This window comes from Roseovarius sp. SK2 (assembly GCF_028807495.1).
Classification (GTDB): Bacteria; Pseudomonadota; Alphaproteobacteria; order Rhodobacterales; family Rhodobacteraceae; genus Roseovarius; species Roseovarius confluentis.
The window spans coordinates 205,146-221,748 of the sequence record NZ_JARAMK010000005.1; the positions used below are offsets into that span (position 1 = coordinate 205,146).

17 protein-coding genes are annotated in these 16,603 nt (G+C 65.0%); 9 read left to right on the plus strand and 8 right to left on the minus strand.

Annotated elements, in window-relative coordinates; genetic code table 11:
• The first annotated feature begins 129 nt into the window (after positions 1 to 129).
• Positions 130 to 1,359: an acyl-CoA dehydrogenase family protein gene (locus tag PVV74_RS12185; RefSeq protein WP_274593389.1), complete on the plus strand. Its 1,230-nt coding sequence runs from the start codon at positions 130 to 132 to the stop codon at positions 1,357 to 1,359.
• A gap of 158 nt (positions 1,360 to 1,517) precedes the next feature.
• Positions 1,518 to 2,423 (plus strand): DMT family transporter, encoded by a 906-nt coding sequence (locus PVV74_RS12190; RefSeq protein WP_274593390.1) that lies wholly within the window; start codon positions 1,518 to 1,520, stop codon positions 2,421 to 2,423.
• Between the two features lie 147 nt (positions 2,424 to 2,570).
• On the opposite strand, the gene PVV74_RS12195 is transcribed toward PVV74_RS12190, so the two are convergent.
• From PVV74_RS12195 to betI, 5 genes are all read right to left on the minus strand, one after another.
• Positions 2,571 to 2,807: a YdcH family protein gene (locus PVV74_RS12195; protein ID WP_103763954.1), complete on the minus strand. Its 237-nt coding sequence runs from the start codon at positions 2,805 to 2,807 to the stop codon at positions 2,571 to 2,573.
• 90 nt (positions 2,808 to 2,897) lie between these two features.
• Positions 2,898 to 4,553 (minus strand): choline dehydrogenase, encoded by a 1,656-nt coding sequence (gene betA / locus PVV74_RS12200; RefSeq protein ID WP_103763953.1) that lies wholly within the window; start codon positions 4,551 to 4,553, stop codon positions 2,898 to 2,900.
• Between the two features lie 82 nt (positions 4,554 to 4,635).
• Positions 4,636 to 5,286 carry a glutathione S-transferase family protein gene (locus PVV74_RS12205; protein WP_245890505.1) on the minus strand — a complete coding sequence of 217 codons (651 nt, stop codon included), beginning with the start codon at positions 5,284 to 5,286 and terminating at the stop codon, positions 4,636 to 4,638.
• Entirely contained in the window at positions 5,283 to 6,797 is a 1,515-nt protein-coding gene (gene betC / locus PVV74_RS12210) for a choline-sulfatase (RefSeq protein WP_274593391.1), read from the minus strand. Before betC ends, PVV74_RS12205 begins: the two co-directional genes overlap by 4 nt.
• Positions 6,794 to 7,384 carry a transcriptional regulator BetI gene (gene betI / locus PVV74_RS12215; RefSeq protein WP_170067232.1) on the minus strand — a complete coding sequence of 197 codons (591 nt, stop codon included), beginning with the start codon at positions 7,382 to 7,384 and terminating at the stop codon, positions 6,794 to 6,796. The genes betC and betI overlap by 4 nt, the downstream gene beginning before the upstream one ends.
• 303 nt (positions 7,385 to 7,687) lie before the next feature.
• Here betI and PVV74_RS12220 point away from each other — a divergent pair, with 303 nt between their 5' ends.
• Positions 7,688 to 9,244, plus strand: coding sequence for an ABC transporter substrate-binding protein (locus PVV74_RS12220; protein WP_103764088.1), 1,557 nt, complete (start codon positions 7,688 to 7,690; stop codon positions 9,242 to 9,244).
• Between the two features lie 143 nt (positions 9,245 to 9,387).
• Here the strand turns inward: PVV74_RS12220 and PVV74_RS12225 are convergent, their stop codons facing one another.
• The 3 genes from PVV74_RS12225 to PVV74_RS12235 all read right to left on the minus strand — a co-directional run bounded on the left by PVV74_RS12225 (position 9,388) and on the right by PVV74_RS12235 (position 12,481).
• Positions 9,388 to 10,788 carry a helix-turn-helix domain-containing protein gene (locus tag PVV74_RS12225; protein WP_274593392.1) on the minus strand — a complete coding sequence of 467 codons (1,401 nt, stop codon included), beginning with the start codon at positions 10,786 to 10,788 and terminating at the stop codon, positions 9,388 to 9,390.
• Positions 10,789 to 10,859: 71 nt separating this feature from the next.
• Entirely contained in the window at positions 10,860 to 12,074 is a 1,215-nt protein-coding gene (locus PVV74_RS12230) for a multidrug effflux MFS transporter (RefSeq protein WP_274593393.1), read from the minus strand.
• Between the two features lie 107 nt (positions 12,075 to 12,181).
• On the minus strand, positions 12,182 to 12,481 hold the full coding sequence (locus tag PVV74_RS12235; protein ID WP_274593394.1) for a hypothetical protein: 300 nt from the start codon (positions 12,479 to 12,481) through the stop codon (positions 12,182 to 12,184).
• A gap of 294 nt (positions 12,482 to 12,775) precedes the next feature.
• On the opposite strand from PVV74_RS12235, the gene PVV74_RS12240 reads away from it, so the two are divergent.
• The 6 genes from PVV74_RS12240 to PVV74_RS12265 all read left to right on the plus strand — a co-directional run bounded on the left by PVV74_RS12240 (position 12,776) and on the right by PVV74_RS12265 (position 16,520).
• Complete coding sequence (locus PVV74_RS12240) at positions 12,776 to 14,308, plus strand: acyl-CoA carboxylase subunit beta (RefSeq protein ID WP_274593395.1); 1,533 nt, start codon at positions 12,776 to 12,778, stop codon at positions 14,306 to 14,308.
• An 87-nt stretch (positions 14,309 to 14,395) separates the two neighbouring features.
• Positions 14,396 to 14,728, plus strand: coding sequence for a hypothetical protein (locus PVV74_RS12245; protein WP_274593396.1), 333 nt, complete (start codon positions 14,396 to 14,398; stop codon positions 14,726 to 14,728).
• Positions 14,725 to 15,129: a DUF6497 family protein gene (locus tag PVV74_RS12250; RefSeq protein WP_103764087.1), complete on the plus strand. Its 405-nt coding sequence runs from the start codon at positions 14,725 to 14,727 to the stop codon at positions 15,127 to 15,129. Before PVV74_RS12245 ends, PVV74_RS12250 begins: the two co-directional genes overlap by 4 nt.
• 214 nt (positions 15,130 to 15,343) lie before the next feature.
• Complete coding sequence (locus PVV74_RS12255) at positions 15,344 to 15,490, plus strand: hypothetical protein (protein WP_170067231.1); 147 nt, start codon at positions 15,344 to 15,346, stop codon at positions 15,488 to 15,490.
• A gap of 90 nt (positions 15,491 to 15,580) precedes the next feature.
• Complete coding sequence (locus tag PVV74_RS12260) at positions 15,581 to 15,940, plus strand: hypothetical protein (protein ID WP_103763944.1); 360 nt, start codon at positions 15,581 to 15,583, stop codon at positions 15,938 to 15,940.
• A 373-nt stretch (positions 15,941 to 16,313) separates the two neighbouring features.
• Positions 16,314 to 16,520: a hypothetical protein gene (locus PVV74_RS12265; RefSeq protein WP_103763943.1), complete on the plus strand. Its 207-nt coding sequence runs from the start codon at positions 16,314 to 16,316 to the stop codon at positions 16,518 to 16,520.
• Positions 16,521 to 16,603 lie beyond the last annotated feature (83 nt).

A 16,603-nucleotide genomic window follows, 5' to 3' on the forward strand; every position in this document is an offset into this window, starting at 1 on the left:
AGGGGGTCACTCGGTCGCCCTGATCCACCAGATATGTGCCGGATGTGTGCGCATTTGACGGACGAGGCTGGACCATGACGGGGCGGCGTGGCATCACGGCGATGCAGCCGCGACCGGGGAGGGACCGCCATGAATTTCGAGATCCGACCGCATATTGCCGACTTGCTTGACCGGGTGCGCACCATGGTCCGCGATGTCATCATGCCGATGGAGGCCCCTTATCACGACGAGATCGGGAAGGGAGATCGCTGGACGTATACCAAGCGTCAGGCCGAGATCCTCGAAGGGTTGAAGCAGCAGGCCAAGGCGGCGGGGCTGTGGAATTTCTGGCTGACCGATGGCGAGGACGGCGCGGGACTGAGCACGGTGGAATACGCTTATTTTGCAGAGGAAATCGGCAAAACTCCGATGGCGGCGGAGGTGTTCAATTGCAACGCGCCCGACACCGGCAACATGGAAGTGTTCCAGAAATACGGCACCGACGAGATGAAGACCCGCTGGCTTCAACCGCTCCTGGAGGGGGACATCCGGTCGGCCTACCTGATGACGGAACCCGACGTGGCGAGTTCGGATGCGACGAACATCTCGCTGAGCTGTGTGCGGGACGGGGACGACTATGTCCTGAACGGCGAGAAATGGTGGGCGACGGGGGCGGGTGACCCGCGCTGCGCGGTCTATATCGTGATGGCCAAGACTGGCGATGACGACATGCCAAAGCACCAGCGGCATTCGATGATCGTGGTGCCTGCCGACACGCAAGGCATTGAAAAACTTAGACCAATGACGGTTTACGGTGCGGACGATGCGCCGCATGGGCACATGCATTTCCGCTTTACCGATGTGCGGGTTCCGGCCGAGAACATGCTGCTTGGCGAAGGGCGCGGCTTCGAGATCGCGCAGGGGCGGCTGGGGCCGGGGCGCATCCACCATTGCATGCGCGCCATCGGGCAGGCCGAGGCGGCGCTGGAGCTGATGTGCCGCCGCGCCTTGCAGCGTGAGGCCTTTGGCAAGCCGCTGGCGCAGCTGGGGGCGAATTTCGATTATATCGCCGAGGCCCGGATGGAGATCGAGCAGGCGCGGCTCTTGTGCCTGAAGGCGGCATGGATGATGGACCAGGGCGACGCGCGGGCGGCGGCGCCGTGGATCAGCCAGATCAAGGTCGTGGCGCCCAAGGTGGCGCTGAAGGTCGTGGACGAGGCCGTCCAGATGTTTGGCGCGCAGGGCATCAGCCAGGACACGCCGCTGGCGGCGATGTGGACGCACCTGCGCACCCTGCGTCTGGCGGACGGGCCGGACGCGGTGCATCGGCGGCAGGTTGCGCGGGCGGAACTGCGCAAGTACACGCAAGAGAAGATCTGAGCGCCTGCCGCGCCGACGGGCGCAAAATTTTTTCGAAAAATTTTGCCACCGCGACAAGGCTTGCCTTGGCGCAATCATGGCAGGACGAGGTTAACGGCCTCTGAAAAACCCGTGCTTTTGCGCTCGACATCCCGGAGCGGCGGAGGCTTTATGCGGCCATGAGTTCAGAGTTGAATGCACGGCCCGGCTGGGGTGTTTTCTGGATGGTCGTGACCGGTGTGCTGTTCGTCGGCGTGACCGCCATGGTCAAGCTTTTGGGCACCCGCATCCCCGCGCCCGAGGCGGCGTTCCTGCGCTATGTGCTGGGGCTGATCTTCCTGTTGCCAATGCTGGGCACGCTGAGCCGGTTGCGACTGGATCGCGGCACCTGGGGCCTGATCGCGGCGCGGGGCATCGCGCATTCGGCCGGGGTGGGTTTGTGGTTCTTTGCCATGGCGCGCATTCCCATCGCGGATGTGACCGCGATGAACTACCTTTCGCCGATCTACGTGACGCTGGGGGCGGCCTTGTTCCTGGGCGAAAAGCTGGCCTTGCGGCGGGTGGTGGCGATCCTTGTCGCGCTGTGCGGGGCGCTGATCATCCTGCGCCCGGGCTTTCGCGAGTTGCAATCGGGGCATTTCGCCATGCTGTTCACGGCGGTTGCCTTTGGCGGGTCGTACCTGCTGGCCAAGATGCTGTCCGATCGCTGCAGTCCGGGGCTGGTCGTGGCGATGCTGTCGATCACCGTGACGATCGGGCTGGCGCCTGTCGCATTGAGCAACTGGGTGACGCCAACCCTTTGGGAACTGGTGATTTTGATGGGCGTGGCGGCCTTTGCCACGGGCGGGCATTACACCATGACACTGGCGTTTCGTGCGGCCCCGCTGGCGGTGACGCAGCCGGTGACGTTCCTGCAGCTGGTCTGGGCGGTGCTGTTGGGGGTGACGTTCTTTGCCGAACCCTTTGATCCGTGGGTCATTTTGGGCGGGCTGGTGATCGTGGGATCGGTCAGCTTCATCAGTTGGCGCGAGGCCGTGCTGAAGCGGCGCGCGGTGACGCCCGCTGCGCATCAGACCAAGTATTGAATCACTTGGTTAATTTCGACAGGAACCTCAAAAATAGCACGTCGGTATCGCGTCGGTATCTGGGTGGTAACGCGACGGTGCGATTTTTCGCACGCGGCGGCCTTACCGCACCGGGCGGTGCGGTAAGGGGCGGTCGACCCGGATGTGTCAGGCGCTGAGAATCGCGTAGAGCTCGTCCTTCAGCCGGGCGCGCTCCTTGCGCATGTCCGTCTCGGCGGCGGGCGCGACCGGGGTCACGTTGGTTTCCGCCGCGTGAACCTGCCGGTTGACCGCGTGGTAGTCGTCCATCAGCCGGGCGAAATGCGCGTCCGAGGTTTTCAGCGCCGTGATGCGGTCGGCCATGTCGGGGAATTCTTCGTGCAGCTCGTGCGGGGTGTGTGACATCCGGGGTCCTCCTTGGTGTTCGCGTGTCGAAGGAGAGGTTAGGCGCGCGCCGGGGCGCGCACCTTGATGCGGATCAAACCGGCGCGGGGATCAGCGTTGCGCGGTCTGCCAGTCGGGGTGAATCCAGGCCTGGGCGTTGTCTGCGGGAAGCGCGCGGTCGAGGACGAGATCGGCCATCTTCTCGCCTACCATGATCGAGGGCGCGTTGAGGTTGCCGTTGGGAATGCGCGGAAAGACCGAGCTGTCGGCGACGCGCAGGCCCGAAACGCCGATCACGCGGCCCTCGGGGTCCACGACGCTGCGCGGATCGTCCGCCCGGCCCATGCGGCAGGTGCCGCAGGGGTGATAGGCGCTTTCGGCGTGTTCGCGGATGAAATCGTCGATCTGGTCGTCGGACTGCACGTCCGCGCCGGGCTGAATCTCGTGTTTTGAGAACGGAGCAAAGGCGTCCTGGGCGAAGACCTCGCGCGTGAGACGGATGGCGCGGCGGAAATCCTGCCAGTCGCTGTCGCAGCTCATGTAGTTGAAGAAGATCTTCGGCGGCGCGGCGGGGTCGGCGGAATTGAGGGTGACGTGCCCGCGGCTCTCGGAACGCATGGGGCCGACATGGGCCTGGTATCCGTGGCCTTCGGCCGCCGCCTGTCCGTCATAGCGCACGGCGATGGGCAGGAAGTGGAATTGCAGGTCGGGGTAATCCACGCCCGCCGCCGAGCGGATGAATCCGCAGGATTCGAACTGGTTCGTGGCACCGGGGCCGGTCTTGCCCAGCAGCCAGGTGAGGCCGACGAGCGCCTTGCCGGGCAGGTTCCAGTACTTGTAGAGGCTGACCGGTTGGGAGGCGGCCATCTGGACGTAGACCTCCAGATGGTCCTGAAGATTCGCTCCGACGCCGGGGCGGTCGGCGATCACGTCGATACCGTGTTCGGCGAGATGTGCGCCCGGGCCGATGCCGGAGAGCATCAGAAGCTTGGGCGAGTTGAAGGCGGAGGCCGAGAGGATCACCTCGGCGTTTGCGCGGATGATCTCCTGGCGTCCCTTGCGGGTGACCTCGACGCCAACCGCGCGGCCGTCCTCGAACACGACGCGGGCGGCGAGGCCGCGGACGACGTCACATTTGCCGGTCTTCAGGGCAGGCTTGAGGTAGGCGTTGGCGGCAGACCAGCGCTGGCCCTTGTGGACGGTCATCTCGAAGGGCGCAAAGCCTTCCTGCTGTTCGCCGTTATAGTCGGGGGTGACGGGATAGCCGGCCTGTTCGCCGGCCTCGATGAAGGCGCGGGTGAGGGGGTTGGCCATCTGGCCGCGGGTGACGTGCAGCGGGCCGTCGGAACCGCGCCAGTCGGGGTCGCCGCCATGGCCGGCATCGGTCCAGTTTTCCAGGCGCTTGTAGTAGGGCAGGACGTCGGCATAGCCCCAGCCGGTGGCGCCTTCGTCGCGCCAGTGGTCGAAGTCGCGGGCGTGGCCGCGCACGTAGACCATGCCGTTGATCGAGGAGGACCCGCCGATGACCTTGCCGCGCGGGGCGGCGAGGCGGCGACCCCCAAGATGCGGTTCGGGTTCGGTACGGTAGCCCCAATCGTACATCTTCATGTTCATCGGGTAGCTGAGCGCGCCGGGCATCTGGATGAAGGGGCCGGCATCGGTGCCGCCATGTTCGATCACGAGCACGGAATGGCCCGCCTCGGACAGGCGGTAGGCCATGGCGCACCCGGCGCTGCCGGCCCCGACGATGACGTAATCGGCTTGCATCAGGAACCTCGCTTGGATGGTGGGCTCGGATTGGGGGGCAGCCCCCAACCCCCGCGGATATTTATGGCCAGAGGAAGACGCATCAGGCGCCCTCCACCCGCAGCGCGTCGTAGGGGACCATGACGTGGGTCTGGTAGGCGGGGCGCTGGGTGAGGCGGTTGTAATAGGCCTCGACCGTCGGGTTGGCGGCGCGGGGGACGTCGATGGTGAACCAGCGGAAAAGCAGGTGACCCGCGACGATGTCGGCGGCGGTGAAGTGGTCGCCGCAGATGTAGGGCTGTGCGTCGAGCTGGTCGGCGAGGCGCGCGAGGTGGCCGTCGAAAGCGGTGATGGCGGCGGCGAGGCGGGCCTCGTCGCGGTCGGCGGCGGGTGTGCGGACGCGGGGCCAGAATATGGGGTGGGTGAAGCCTGCGACCAGCGTGCTCTTGGCCCATTCGGCCCACATGTCGACGGGCGCGCGCAAGGCAGGATCGGCGGGCCAGAAGGCGCCGCCGTCGCCGTAGCGCGACGCGAGGTAGCGCAGGATGGCGGTGCTTTCCCAGACCACGAGGTCGCCGTCGCGCAAGACGGGGACCTTGCGGTGCGGGTTCATCGACCCGAATTCGGGCGTGTCGAGGCCGCCATGGGCGTGGCCATAGTCGAGCCGCTCGCAGTCGAGGCCAAGCTCGGCGAGGGTCCACATGACCAGTTGCACGTTGGAGGAGGTGGCGCGGCCATAGACGGTGAGCATCATTCGCCCCTCGGGTAGCGGGCGTTTTCCTCGACCACGTTGAGGTCCATGTGGTTGCGCATGTAGCGCTCAGAGGCCTTTTGCAGCGGCTGGTAGTCCCACGGGTAGTAGCCGCCCTGGCGCAGCGCCTCATAGACGACCCAGCGGCGGGCCTGGCTTTCGCGGACCTGGGCATCGAACGCCTCTAGGTCCCAGCGGGCGGCGGCCTCGACGCGGAAGCGTTCGAGGGTGGCCTTGTGCGCGGGGTCTTCGGCCAGGTTGGTGAGCTCGTACGGGTCGGCGTCCAGGTCGAAGAGCTGTTCGGGGTCGAGCGCGCAGTTGGTGTATTTCCAGCGTCCGTGCCGCAGGGCGACGAGAGGCGAATAGGAGGCCTCGGCGGCGTATTCCATGGCGACGGGGCTTTTGCGGGCTGAGCCCTGTCCCGTCGGCACGAGGCTTTCGCCGGCGACCCAAGGCATGACCTCGGACATGTCCACGCCGGCGAGGTCGCACAGGGTGGGGCAGACGTCGATGTTGCTGACCGGCTCGGTGACGAGGCCGGGTTTCATCGACGGGGCGGAGATCATGAGTGGCACCCGCGACGAGCCCTCGAAGAAGGACATCTTGAACCACAGGCCGCGCTCGCCCAGCATGTCGCCGTGGTCGGAAACGAAGAGGATGATCGTGTCGTCCTCTTGCCGCGTGCCGCGCAGGGCCTCCATCACCTCGCCGATCTTGTCGTCGAGATAGGAGATGTTGGCGAAATAGGCGCGGCGGGAGCGGCGGATGTCCTCTTCGGTGATATCGAAGCTGCGCCAGTCGTTGGCGTCGAAGATGCGCTGGGAGTGGGGGTCGTGATCCTCGTAATCCATCGCGGGCACTTCGGGCAGGAGGTGCTCGCAGTCTTCGTAGAGGTCCCAGTATTTCTTGCGCGCGACGTATGGATCGTGCGGGTGGGTGAAGCTGACCGTCAGGCACCACGGGCGGTCGTCCTTGCCGCGCCCGTAATCATAGACCTTGCGGGTGGCGTTATAGGCGACCTCGTCGTCATATTCCATCTGGTTGGAAATCTCGGCCACGCCGGAGCCGGTGACCGAGCCCATGTTGTGGTACCACCAGTCGATCCGCTCGCCCGGTTTGCGGTAATCGGGCGTCCAGCCGAAATCGGCGGGGTAGATGTCGGTGGTCAGGCGTTCCTCGAAGCCGTGAAGCTGGTCGGGGCCGACGAAGTGCATCTTGCCCGACAGGCAGGTCTGGTAGCCCGCGCGGCGCAGGTGGTGCGCGTAGGTGGGAATGTCGGCGGAGAATTCGGCGGCGTTGTCATAGACGCGGGAGCGCGAGGGCAGGAGGCCGGACATGTAGCTGGCGCGGCCCGGGGCGCAGAGCGGCGACGCGGTGTAGGCGTTCTTGAACCGGGTCGAGCGGGCGGCGAGTGCCTTGAGGTTGGGCGCGTGCAGCCAGTCGGCGGGGCCGTCGGGAAAGAATTTTCCGTTCAGCTGGTCGACCATGAAGATGAGGATATTGGGACGTGTCATGTGGGGGCGCCTTCCGGGAGTGAGGTGTCGATGTAGTGCAGCAGCACACCGATGGCGGTTTCGCCCGAGAGCGGTGCGCTGTGCAGCGCCTGCCGGATATAAAGACCGTCGATCATCGCGGCCAGACCGCGCGTGAGGGTGCGGGCCTCCTCCGCCGGGGCAAGCTGGCGGAAGGCGTGGTGCAAATTGGAGCGCAGGCGGCGGTGGTAGACATGCAGAAGGCGGCGCGCCTCGTCGGATTTCTGGGCCTGGACGTAGAAGTTGAGCCAGGCGGCGATCATCTCGTCGCGGAACTGGCCGGGGGCGAAGCTGGCGCGGACGATGGCCTCGAGCCGCTGGCGGGGCGTCCTGGCCATGATGAGCGCGCCGCGCACCTCGGCCCCGTAGAGGGTGAGGATATGGCGCATGGCGGCGGCGAAGATCTGTTCCTTGGAGCCGAAATAGTGATGCGCCAGCGCCGAGGACATGCCGGCGCGGCGGGCGATCTGGCTGACGGTCACGTCGAGCGAGCCGCGCGCGCCGATCTCGTGGATCGTGGCCTCGACCAGCGCCGAGCGCCGAAGCGGTTCCATTCCGATCTTGGGCAATTCGTCCTCCGAAGGTGATAACGGGAGTCGGTATTGAGTTTTGATTGACTCGTCAATCAATAAACGTATTGTCGGCACCAACAGAAGGCTGGGGAGTAAGGATGGGATGTCCGTAGCTTTCGCGTTGCACGTGGTCGTGCGTGGCGTCTAAGGTTGCCGCAATGTCGTTTCCGGACATTCCGGACCGACGCGAGGCGCTGCGTGTACGACAAGCGCGCGCCGGGACGCATCGGACCATCCGAGACATATGCGCGTCATGCGCAGAGCATAAAACAGTATCGTGTCAACAAGGGAGAACATGACATGTCATTGATCAAAGGCGGACTTCTGGACCGTCGCGGATTTCTGAAAACCACGGTCGCGGCGGGTGCCGCGGCGGCCCTGCCGATGGGCGCCTTCGCCCAGAGCACGCCGAAACGCGGCGGTGACCTGCGCGTGGCCAAGGGTCACGGCCAGACGACGGATACGCTGGACCCGGGCCAGTGGGAGAACGGTTACATGCTGGCGCTGGGCTTTGGCGTTCACGGGCGTCTGACCGAAGTTGCCCCCGACGGCTCGCTGGTGCCGGAACTGGCCGAAAGCTGGGAAGCGTCGGAGGATGCCAGCGAGTGGCGCTTCAAGATCCGCCAGGGCGTGACGTTCCATGACGGCAAGTCGCTGACCGTGGAGGACGTGGTGGCGTCGATCAACCATCACCGGGGCGAGAATTCGACCTCGGCCGCGGGGCCGATCGTGGCGCCGATCGCCGACATCACCACCGAGGGCGACGACACGGTCGTCTTCACGCTGGATGGCGGCAACGCCGACTTCCCGTTCATCCTGTCGGATTATCACCTGGTGGTCTGCCCGGCGACGGAAGACGGTATCGACTGGCAGTCCGGCAATGGCTGCGGCAGCTACATCCTGAAGAATTTCGACGCCGGGGTGAGCAGCCAGTTCGAGCGCAACCCGAACCACTGGCGCGACGACGTGGCGTGGTTCGACACGATCGAGATGCTGTGCGTGGTGGACCAGAACGCGCGGACCACGGCGCTGGTCTCGGGCGACGTGCATGCGATCGACCGGGTCGACCTGAAGGCCGCGAACCTGCTGGGCCGCAACCCCGGCGTGAGCATCGAGTCGGTCGCGGGCACGCAGCATTACACCTTCGCGATGTCCACCAACACCGATCCTTACACGGACAACAACATCCGTCAGGCCCTGAAATGGGGGATCAACCGCGAGGAAATGGTCGAGAAGATCCTGTTCGGTTATGGCTCGGTCGGGAATGACCATCCCATCGGCGAGGGTCAGCGCTATCATAACTCCGAGATGGAGCAGAAGACGTACGACCCCGACAAGGCGAAGTTCCACCTCAAGGAAGCCGGTCTGGACAGCATCGACATCAACCTGTCGTCGTCGGATGCGGCGTTCAGCGGCGCGGTGGATGCGGCAATTTTGTACCAGGCCTCGGCCAAGGAAGCGGGCATCAACATCAACGTGGTGCGCGAACCCAAGGACGGCTACTGGTCGGACGTGTGGATGAAGAAGCCGTTCACCGCCGTCTACTGGGGCGGCCGTCCGGTCGAGGACCAGATGTTCGCCACCGCCTACCAGTGCGGGGCGGCGTGGAATGACAGCTTCTGGTGCAATGACCGGTTCGAGGAGCTGCTGGTCAAGGCCCGCGCCGAGCTGGACGAGGACAAGCGCCGGGAGATGTATTACGAGATGCAGGACCTGGTGGCCAACCAGGGCGGCGTCGTGATCCCGATGTTTGCCAACTATGTCTTCGCGGTCGGCGACAAGGTCGCGCACGGCGAAATGGCGTCGAACTGGGAAATGGACGGCGAGCGCTGGATGGAGCGCTGGTGGATGGCCTGATTTCAGGCTTTATCCGTGAGCATTGGAGGACCCCCGGTTTGGCCGGGGGTTTTCTTTTTTGGGGGTGGTGGGTTGGAAACCCACCCTACGCAAGAGGTCCCGGATCAAGTCCGGGACGGGTGGGTTCAAGGGCTGCCGCGCGGCTATCCTACCTTGTAGGGCAGAACGCCGCGTTCGTCGGGGGTGACTTGCAGACGGCGTTCCAGGGGCGGGACCGAGCGCTGGTGACAGTGCGTGCGCTCGCAGATGCGGCAGGAGATGCCGATGGGCTCGTAGGCTTGTGAGAGCGTCAGGTCGAGGTCGTCGGCGTAGACCAGGGCGTCGGCGTGTTTCACCTCGCAGCCGAGGGCGATGGCGAAGCGGCGGACGGGGGCGCCAAAGTGCCCGCCGCGCTTGGAGACGTCGCGGGCAAGGCTGATGTAGCGCACGCCGTCGGGGGTTTCGGCCAGCTGGCGCAGGAAGCGGCCGGGGGTCTCGAACGCGCGGTGGACGTTCCAGAGCGGGCAGGCGCCGCCGAAGCGGGCGAATTGCAGCCGCGTGGCGGAGTGGCGTTTGGTGATCGTACCAGCCTGGTCGACCCGGACGAAGAAGAAGGGCACACCCTTGGCGCCGGGGCGTTGCAGGGTCGAGAGGCGATGGCAGACTTGTTCGATGGACGCGCCGAAGCGGGTGGCGAGGCGTTCGAGGTCGTGCCGGTGGTCTTGCGCCGCCTGAAGGAACGCCGTGTAGGGCATCAGCGCCGCCCCGGCGAAGTAGTTCGCAAGGCCGATCTTGGCGATGTCGCGCGCCGCGTCGGACTGGAACCGGGCGAAGTCGAGCGTGGCCTCGATCAGCTTTTCCTGTGTCAGCAGAGCCACTTGCAGGAGGATCTGAAAGCGGCGGGTCTCGGGCTCGGCGTGGTTCGAGAGGTACAGGATGCGCGCGTCGCGGTCGTAGTGGCGCATCCTCGGGTCGTCGCTGTCCACGACCTTGATGCCGAGCGCATCCAGCCGCGCCTCGGCCAGGTCGGTGATGCGGCGGGGACCGGAGGCGGGGCCGGCGAAATGTTCCGCTGCGCGGTCGACGGCGTCGATGTAGTTGTCGCAGTAATGGAAGAAGTCGCGCACCTCATCCCAGGGAGAGGTCTGGGGGCGGGCATCCTCGCGCCCCAGCGCCTCGTCGAGGGAGGCGAGGCGTTCGTGGGTGTCGCGGTAGGCGCGGTGCAGTTCGAGAAAGGCGCGGGCCATGGCGGGGGCGTTGGAGGCGGTCAGGCGCAGGTCGCTGAGGCTGGGCGTGTCGTCGGCGAAGACGGCATCGGCCATCGCCTCGCGCATGTCCGTCACCAGCCGTTCTGCGTCGCCGGTCGCCAGTTCCGTGACGTCGAAGCCGAATTCCTGCGCCAGGGCGAGGATGACCGTGGTGGAGACCGGGCGATTGTTGTTCTCCATCTGGTTCAGGTAGGGCAGGGAGACGCCGAGCTTGGCGGCGAAATCCTTTTGCGTCAGGGCGAGGCGCTGGCGCGTCTCGCGCAGCTTGGCGCCGGCATAGAGTTTCTGGGTGGCCATGGGGGGCTCGCTTTGCAGGTTTGCGTAAGCGAAGGTTTAGATTTGCAAAGCCGTGTGCGCAAGGGCAGGGTTCAGATAGAGGGCGCGCGCAACTGCCGTTCGCGCAGGATGACGAGTGTAATGGCGAGGATGCCGCCAATGGCCGTCAGCAGCATCAGCCACACCAGCGGGAAGGCCCCGGTGCCGGGGCCCAGCAGGGCACCGGCCAGAGCCGAAAGCCCGGCGCCGCCGCCGATCATCAGGAAGCCGGCAAGGCCGCTGGCGGTGCCCGCGAGGCTGGGGCGGACGGACAGCGCGCCGGCGGTGGCGTTGGGAATGGTCATGCCGTTGCCGAGGCCCATCAATGTCATCAGGCCGAAGAAGGTGACCGGCGTGCTGATCCCGGCATAGAGTGTGGCGAGGTTGATGCCGTGGCCGATGGCGTTGGCGAGCGCGCCGTAGAAGACCATGCGGTTGATGCCGATCCGGGTGGAGAAGCGGCCCGACAGGAAGTTGCCGGTGAAATAGCCAACGGCGGGGGCGCCGAAGAAGAGGCCGAGTTCCGACGGGCTGAGTCCGAAAACCTCTGTGCCCACGAAGGGCGCGCCGCCCAGGTAGGCGAAGAAGGCGCCGGAGGAGAGCGCGGCGGCCAGCGCGTAGCCCCAGAAGCGGTAGGAAGTGAAAAGTTCGGGGTATTCGACGAACTGGTCGCGGAACGTGCGGCCTTCGAGCGGGGCGGTTTCGCCGAGGTCGTTCCAGACCAGCCAGAGGACGGCCGCGGCCATGGCGAAAAGCGCCCAGAAGCTGCCGTGCCAGCCGAAGGCGGCATCCAGCGCACCGCCGATGGCGGGGCCGATCATGGGCACGACCGACATGCCCATGGTGACATAGCCGATCATCGAGGCGGCCCGGTCGGCCGGGACCATGTCGCGCACCACGGCGCGCGACAGGACCATCGCGGCGACGATGCCGCCCTGGAACATGCGGAAGATCAGGAAGATCCAGATGTTAGTCGACAGCAGGCAGCCAAGCGTTGCGAGCAGAAAGATCACCAGCCCGCCAAGGATCACCGGGCGGCGCCCGACCCGGTCGGAGATCGGGCCGATCAGCAGTTGCAAGATGGCGTTGATCCCGAGGTAGCCCGCGACGGCAAGTTGCATCACGCCGTAATCGGTCTCGAAATAGGCGGTCATGCCGGGCAGGGAAGGCAGGAAGATGTTGAGCGCCAGCGTCGAGATCCCTGCCAGCACGATCAGGGTGAAGATATGCGGCGGTGTGCTGCGGTCGAGGAAGCGGACGGTGGGCATGGCAAAGGCGCTATCCCGGAGTGCGGGGGATGTCCAGATGGGGCGGTGAGCGGAATGCTGTCGGCGTTTTGCCCCTTGCTGACGCCTCGGGCCTCAGGCGAATGGCTTCAGTTCCCGGACGCGGCCAGCATATCTCCGGCGTAGGCATCCATCAGTTCTGCGCCGAATTCTTCCGCGCCTTCACTGCGAAGCGCCGATATGCGTGCGAAGGTCTGATCGCGCACCTCGCGGGAGGGGTAGACCGTCAGAATGGCGAACCGGTCCAGGTCGGTATCGACGAGCATCGAATGTTCGGCGCCCAGGGCAAGAAGCCCCGGAAAGTATTTTCGCTCCATCAGATCCTTCACATGCGCGAGGGTCTCGGTCTCCCCCACCATTCTCCATGTCGTGATTGAAACAAAACTCATCGGTTCGTCCTCCGCTAATCCAAGGTATAGCACAGTTCTGTACGCCGGTCTTTGCGTGATACGGGTCGTGTCCGGCGTCGGTGCGCCCTGCAGTTGGGGAGTGGCCTTCCGTTTTCTGTTGGCTGGTGATTGTTCGGAGGGCTTCGTGTCATCCGAGAGCGGCGCCAAGAGGGTAAATTTGCAGATTTGCAAGTTAGCAAGCACCGCTTCGCCAGATTTGGCAAATTTGCGGAAATTTTCTTGGATGGCCCGCGCGCAACCAGTAGGGTCGCGCCAGTCAACGAGGGGGACAGCATGAAAGATATCCTGCAGGAACTGGACACGCGCCGCGGCAACGCGCGGCTGGGCGGCGGGCAGAAACGTATCGACGGCCAGCACGAGAAGGGCAAGCTGACCGCGCGGGAGCGGATCGACCTTCTGCTGGACGAGGACAGTTTCGAAGAGTTCGACATGTTCGTCGCCCATCGCTGTACCGATTTCGGGATGGAGAAGAACCGGCCCTACGGCGATGGCGTGGTGACCGGCTGGGGCACGATCAACGGGCGTCAGGTGTACGTCTTCAGCCAGGATTTCACCGTGCTGGGCGGATCGGTGTCGCATACGCACGCAATGAAGATCTGCAAGATCATGGACATGGCGATGCAGAATGGCGCGCCGGTCATCGGCATCAACGACTCGGGCGGTGCGCGGATCCAGGAAGGCGTGGACAGCCTTGCGGGCTATGGCGAGGTGTTCCAGCGCAATATCGAGGCGTCGGGCGTGGTGCCGCAGATCAGCGTGATCACCGGGCCCTGCGCGGGTGGGGCGGTGTATAGCCCCGCGATGACCGACTTCATCTTCATGGTGCGCAACAGTTCCTACATGTTCGTGACCGGCCCCGACGTGGTGAAGACCGTCACCAACGAGCAGGTCACGGCCGAGGAACTGGGCGGGGCCTCGACCCATACGAAAAAGTCCTCGGTCGCCGATGCGGCCTTCGAGAACGACGTGGAGGCGATGGCCGAGGTGCGGCGGCTGGTGGACTTCCTGCCGCTGAACAACCGTGAGCCTGTGCCGGTGCGCCCGTTCTTCGACGATGTGAACCGCGCCGAGACCAGCCTGGATACGCTGATCCCCGACAACCCCAACATGCCCTACGACATGAAGGAGTTGATCGTGAAGATCGCCGACGAGGGCGATTTCTACGAGATCCAGGAGGATTTCGCGAAGAACATGGTCACCGGGTTCATTCGTCTGGAAGGGCGCACGGTGGGAGTCGTGGCGAACCAGCCGATGGTGCTGGCCGGGTGTCTGGACATCGACAGCAGCCGCAAGGCGGCGCGGTTCGTGCGGTTCTGCGATTGTTTCGAGATCCCGATCCTGACTTTCGTGGATGTGCCGGGCTTTTTGCCCGGTACAAGCCAGGAGCATAACGGGGTGATCAAGCACGGCGCGAAGCTGTTGTTTGCCTATGGCGAGGCGACGGTGCCGAAGGTGACGGTGATCACGCGCAAGGCCTATGGCGGGGCTTACGTGGTGATGTCTTCCAAGCACCTGCGGGGGGACATCAACTATGCCTGGCCCACGTCCGAGATCGCGGTGATGGGCGCCAAGGGCGCGACGGAGATCATCCACCGCGCTGACCTGGGCGATGACGAGAAGATCGCCAAGCACACGGCGGATTACGAGGCGCGTTTCGCCAACCCCTTCGTGGCCGCCGAGCGGGGGTTCATCGACGAGGTGATCCAGCCGCGCAGCACGCGCAAGCGGGTGAGCCGGGCCTTTGCCGCGCTGCGCCACAAGAAGCGCAAGCTGCCGTGGAAGAAGCACGACAATATTCCGCTTTGAGGGCGGTGTAGGGTGGGCGAAAGCCCACGCGGCGCGGATGGTGGGTTTTCACCCACCCTACGAGGACGGTCGAGGGTGCGAGCAAGAATGAGCAAGGGGTTTCATATCCTGCGTGAGGCGGATGCCGTGACCGTGGCGCGGCGGGTGCCGGTGCGGTTCGACGTGAGCGCCGAGGCGCGCTTTGGCCCTGTGCGCAAGCTGGCGCTGGCGCAGCAGGTGCGGCAGGACCTGTGGCGCGCCTTGCGGCAGGTGCGGGGGTTTGCGCCGGTGGTGCGGGTTGCCGAGGCCGGCGGTGGCGTCACCGTGACCGCGGGCGGGCAGGTCGAGGGGCGGCACGACCGCGCCCGGCTGGAGGAGAGCATCGCGACGCTTTTGGCCGATCCGCGCCATGTGGCGCGCTGGACGAGGTGGGCGCGATGAAGGGGATATGTGCAGGGACGCTGGCCGCGCTGATCGCGCTGGCCGCCCCAGAGCAGGGCGAGGCGCAAGAGGAGGAGCGCCTTGTCCTGCCGTCGGGGCTGGAGGCGGAATTGCAGGAGGTCATCACCGGCGAGGCGGCGATGGGGCTGACGGTGCGCTTTCGCTTCATAGCCGAGGGCTTTACCGGCACGGAGGATTTCGAGACCCAGGCCGCCGACCTGGAATACCTGTGCAACGGGTATGCGCTGGAGCGGATCGACATGAGCGAAACGACCCCGGATCGCATCGTGATCTCGCTGGCCGACAGGCCCTCGCAATTCGGGCAATTCGACCCCGATGTGGCGCAGATTTTCGAGAGCTTCTCGGTCGCGGACGCCGCCTGTATCTTGGAGCTGTTCTGATGGAAGCACTATATCTTGCGGGTCAAAGCGCAGGCCCTCGCCGGTTTGAGGCTTTCCAGACACAGGCGGGCGGGATTGCGCCGGCCACGTATGAAAATCGGATGGATTCCGCTATGTTCACACTCGGTTACAAACCCGTGACCCATCCCTTGAACGAGGGGCAGGTGGGGCGTTATGCGCGTCACCTGTTGGAGTACAGAGACAGGAGACAAAAATGTCGAACAGCATCAAGAGCGTCCTCGCGGTTGGTCTGGTTGCCCTCGTGGCAGCCTGCGCCCAGCAGCAGCAAGAAGAAGAATTCGTCGTGGTCGATCCCGAGCCGATCTCGACCGAGCCGACCTACACCGGCAAGCTCAAGTAAGCACGCGGACACACGACAGGGGCAGGCCCTTGGGCCTGTCCTGACCCAAGACGAGATCCGGCGGTCCCTTCGCATTGACGGAGGCGGGTCATGATAAAGCACCGCGGTTTTCCCGGGCGTCTGCCCGGCTCCGACTTTCAGTTCACCATTCGCCGCGCCAATCCGAAGGGCGCCACCGCCATCGTGCGGCGCGAACGCTATCGCGACCGCCGGCCTGCGGACAAGCGGGCGGATGCGGCTTTTGTCCGCGCGCTGTGGGAGAATTTCGGGGATCAGCCCTTCGAGCGGGGCAACCTGGATGCCGGGCGGCTGAGTTGGCTCTTTGGGCGCGAGGTGCTGCCGGCGGAAGATCCGTTCGATTCGGAGAGTTACGAGGCGTTGCTGATTCTGGATGTTCCGGCGGCGCAGCGCGCCTTTCCCGACGCCTTCGACGGAGGGGGCTGGGAATGATTGGCTCAATTCCGGTCCCTTATTTAGGCACGTTTTTGCCGACGCCTTGGAAATACACGCGAATTACAGCCGATCATCCGCAAGCTGAGATTTCCAGCTTGGCGCAACGAGCGATTGCGTGCAGGTTCGAGCCTGTAGTGGCGGCCTTTCCCCAATGGGCCGAGACATACCGTCTAAACCGTTACCCTTCCCCTGATGGGCGGCCTTTTGCAGTATTGCAAAGGTCGCCCTTTTTTGCTGCACGGTCAGAGGTTTGCAAAGGTAGGCGGGAGGTCGCCCAAATCCGGCGGCGGGGCAAGGACCGCTTTGACGCGGGGCCCGCCATGGCATTGACTGCGCGCAGTCATAATCATAGCGCGCGAGGCGATATACGATGCAGTTGGTCAAACCTTTCCTTGTTCTGGGGCTTCTGGGCCCGCTTGCGGCCTGCGGCAACACCGTGCCGGAACAGGCGCTTTTCGGCGGGGCCGCGGGCACCGGCGCAGCGGCCGTCGTGGGGGGATCGCTGCTTACCGGGGCGGCCGTCGGCGCCGCTGGCAACGTGGCGTTCTGCCAGGTCTACCCGGAAAAATGCCTGTAGCCTGAATAGCGCGCCCGGTTTCCGGGCGATTCAACCTTTATCAGACCACCCCTCGCGGCAGCGGGGCGGTGGTCTTTTTCGTA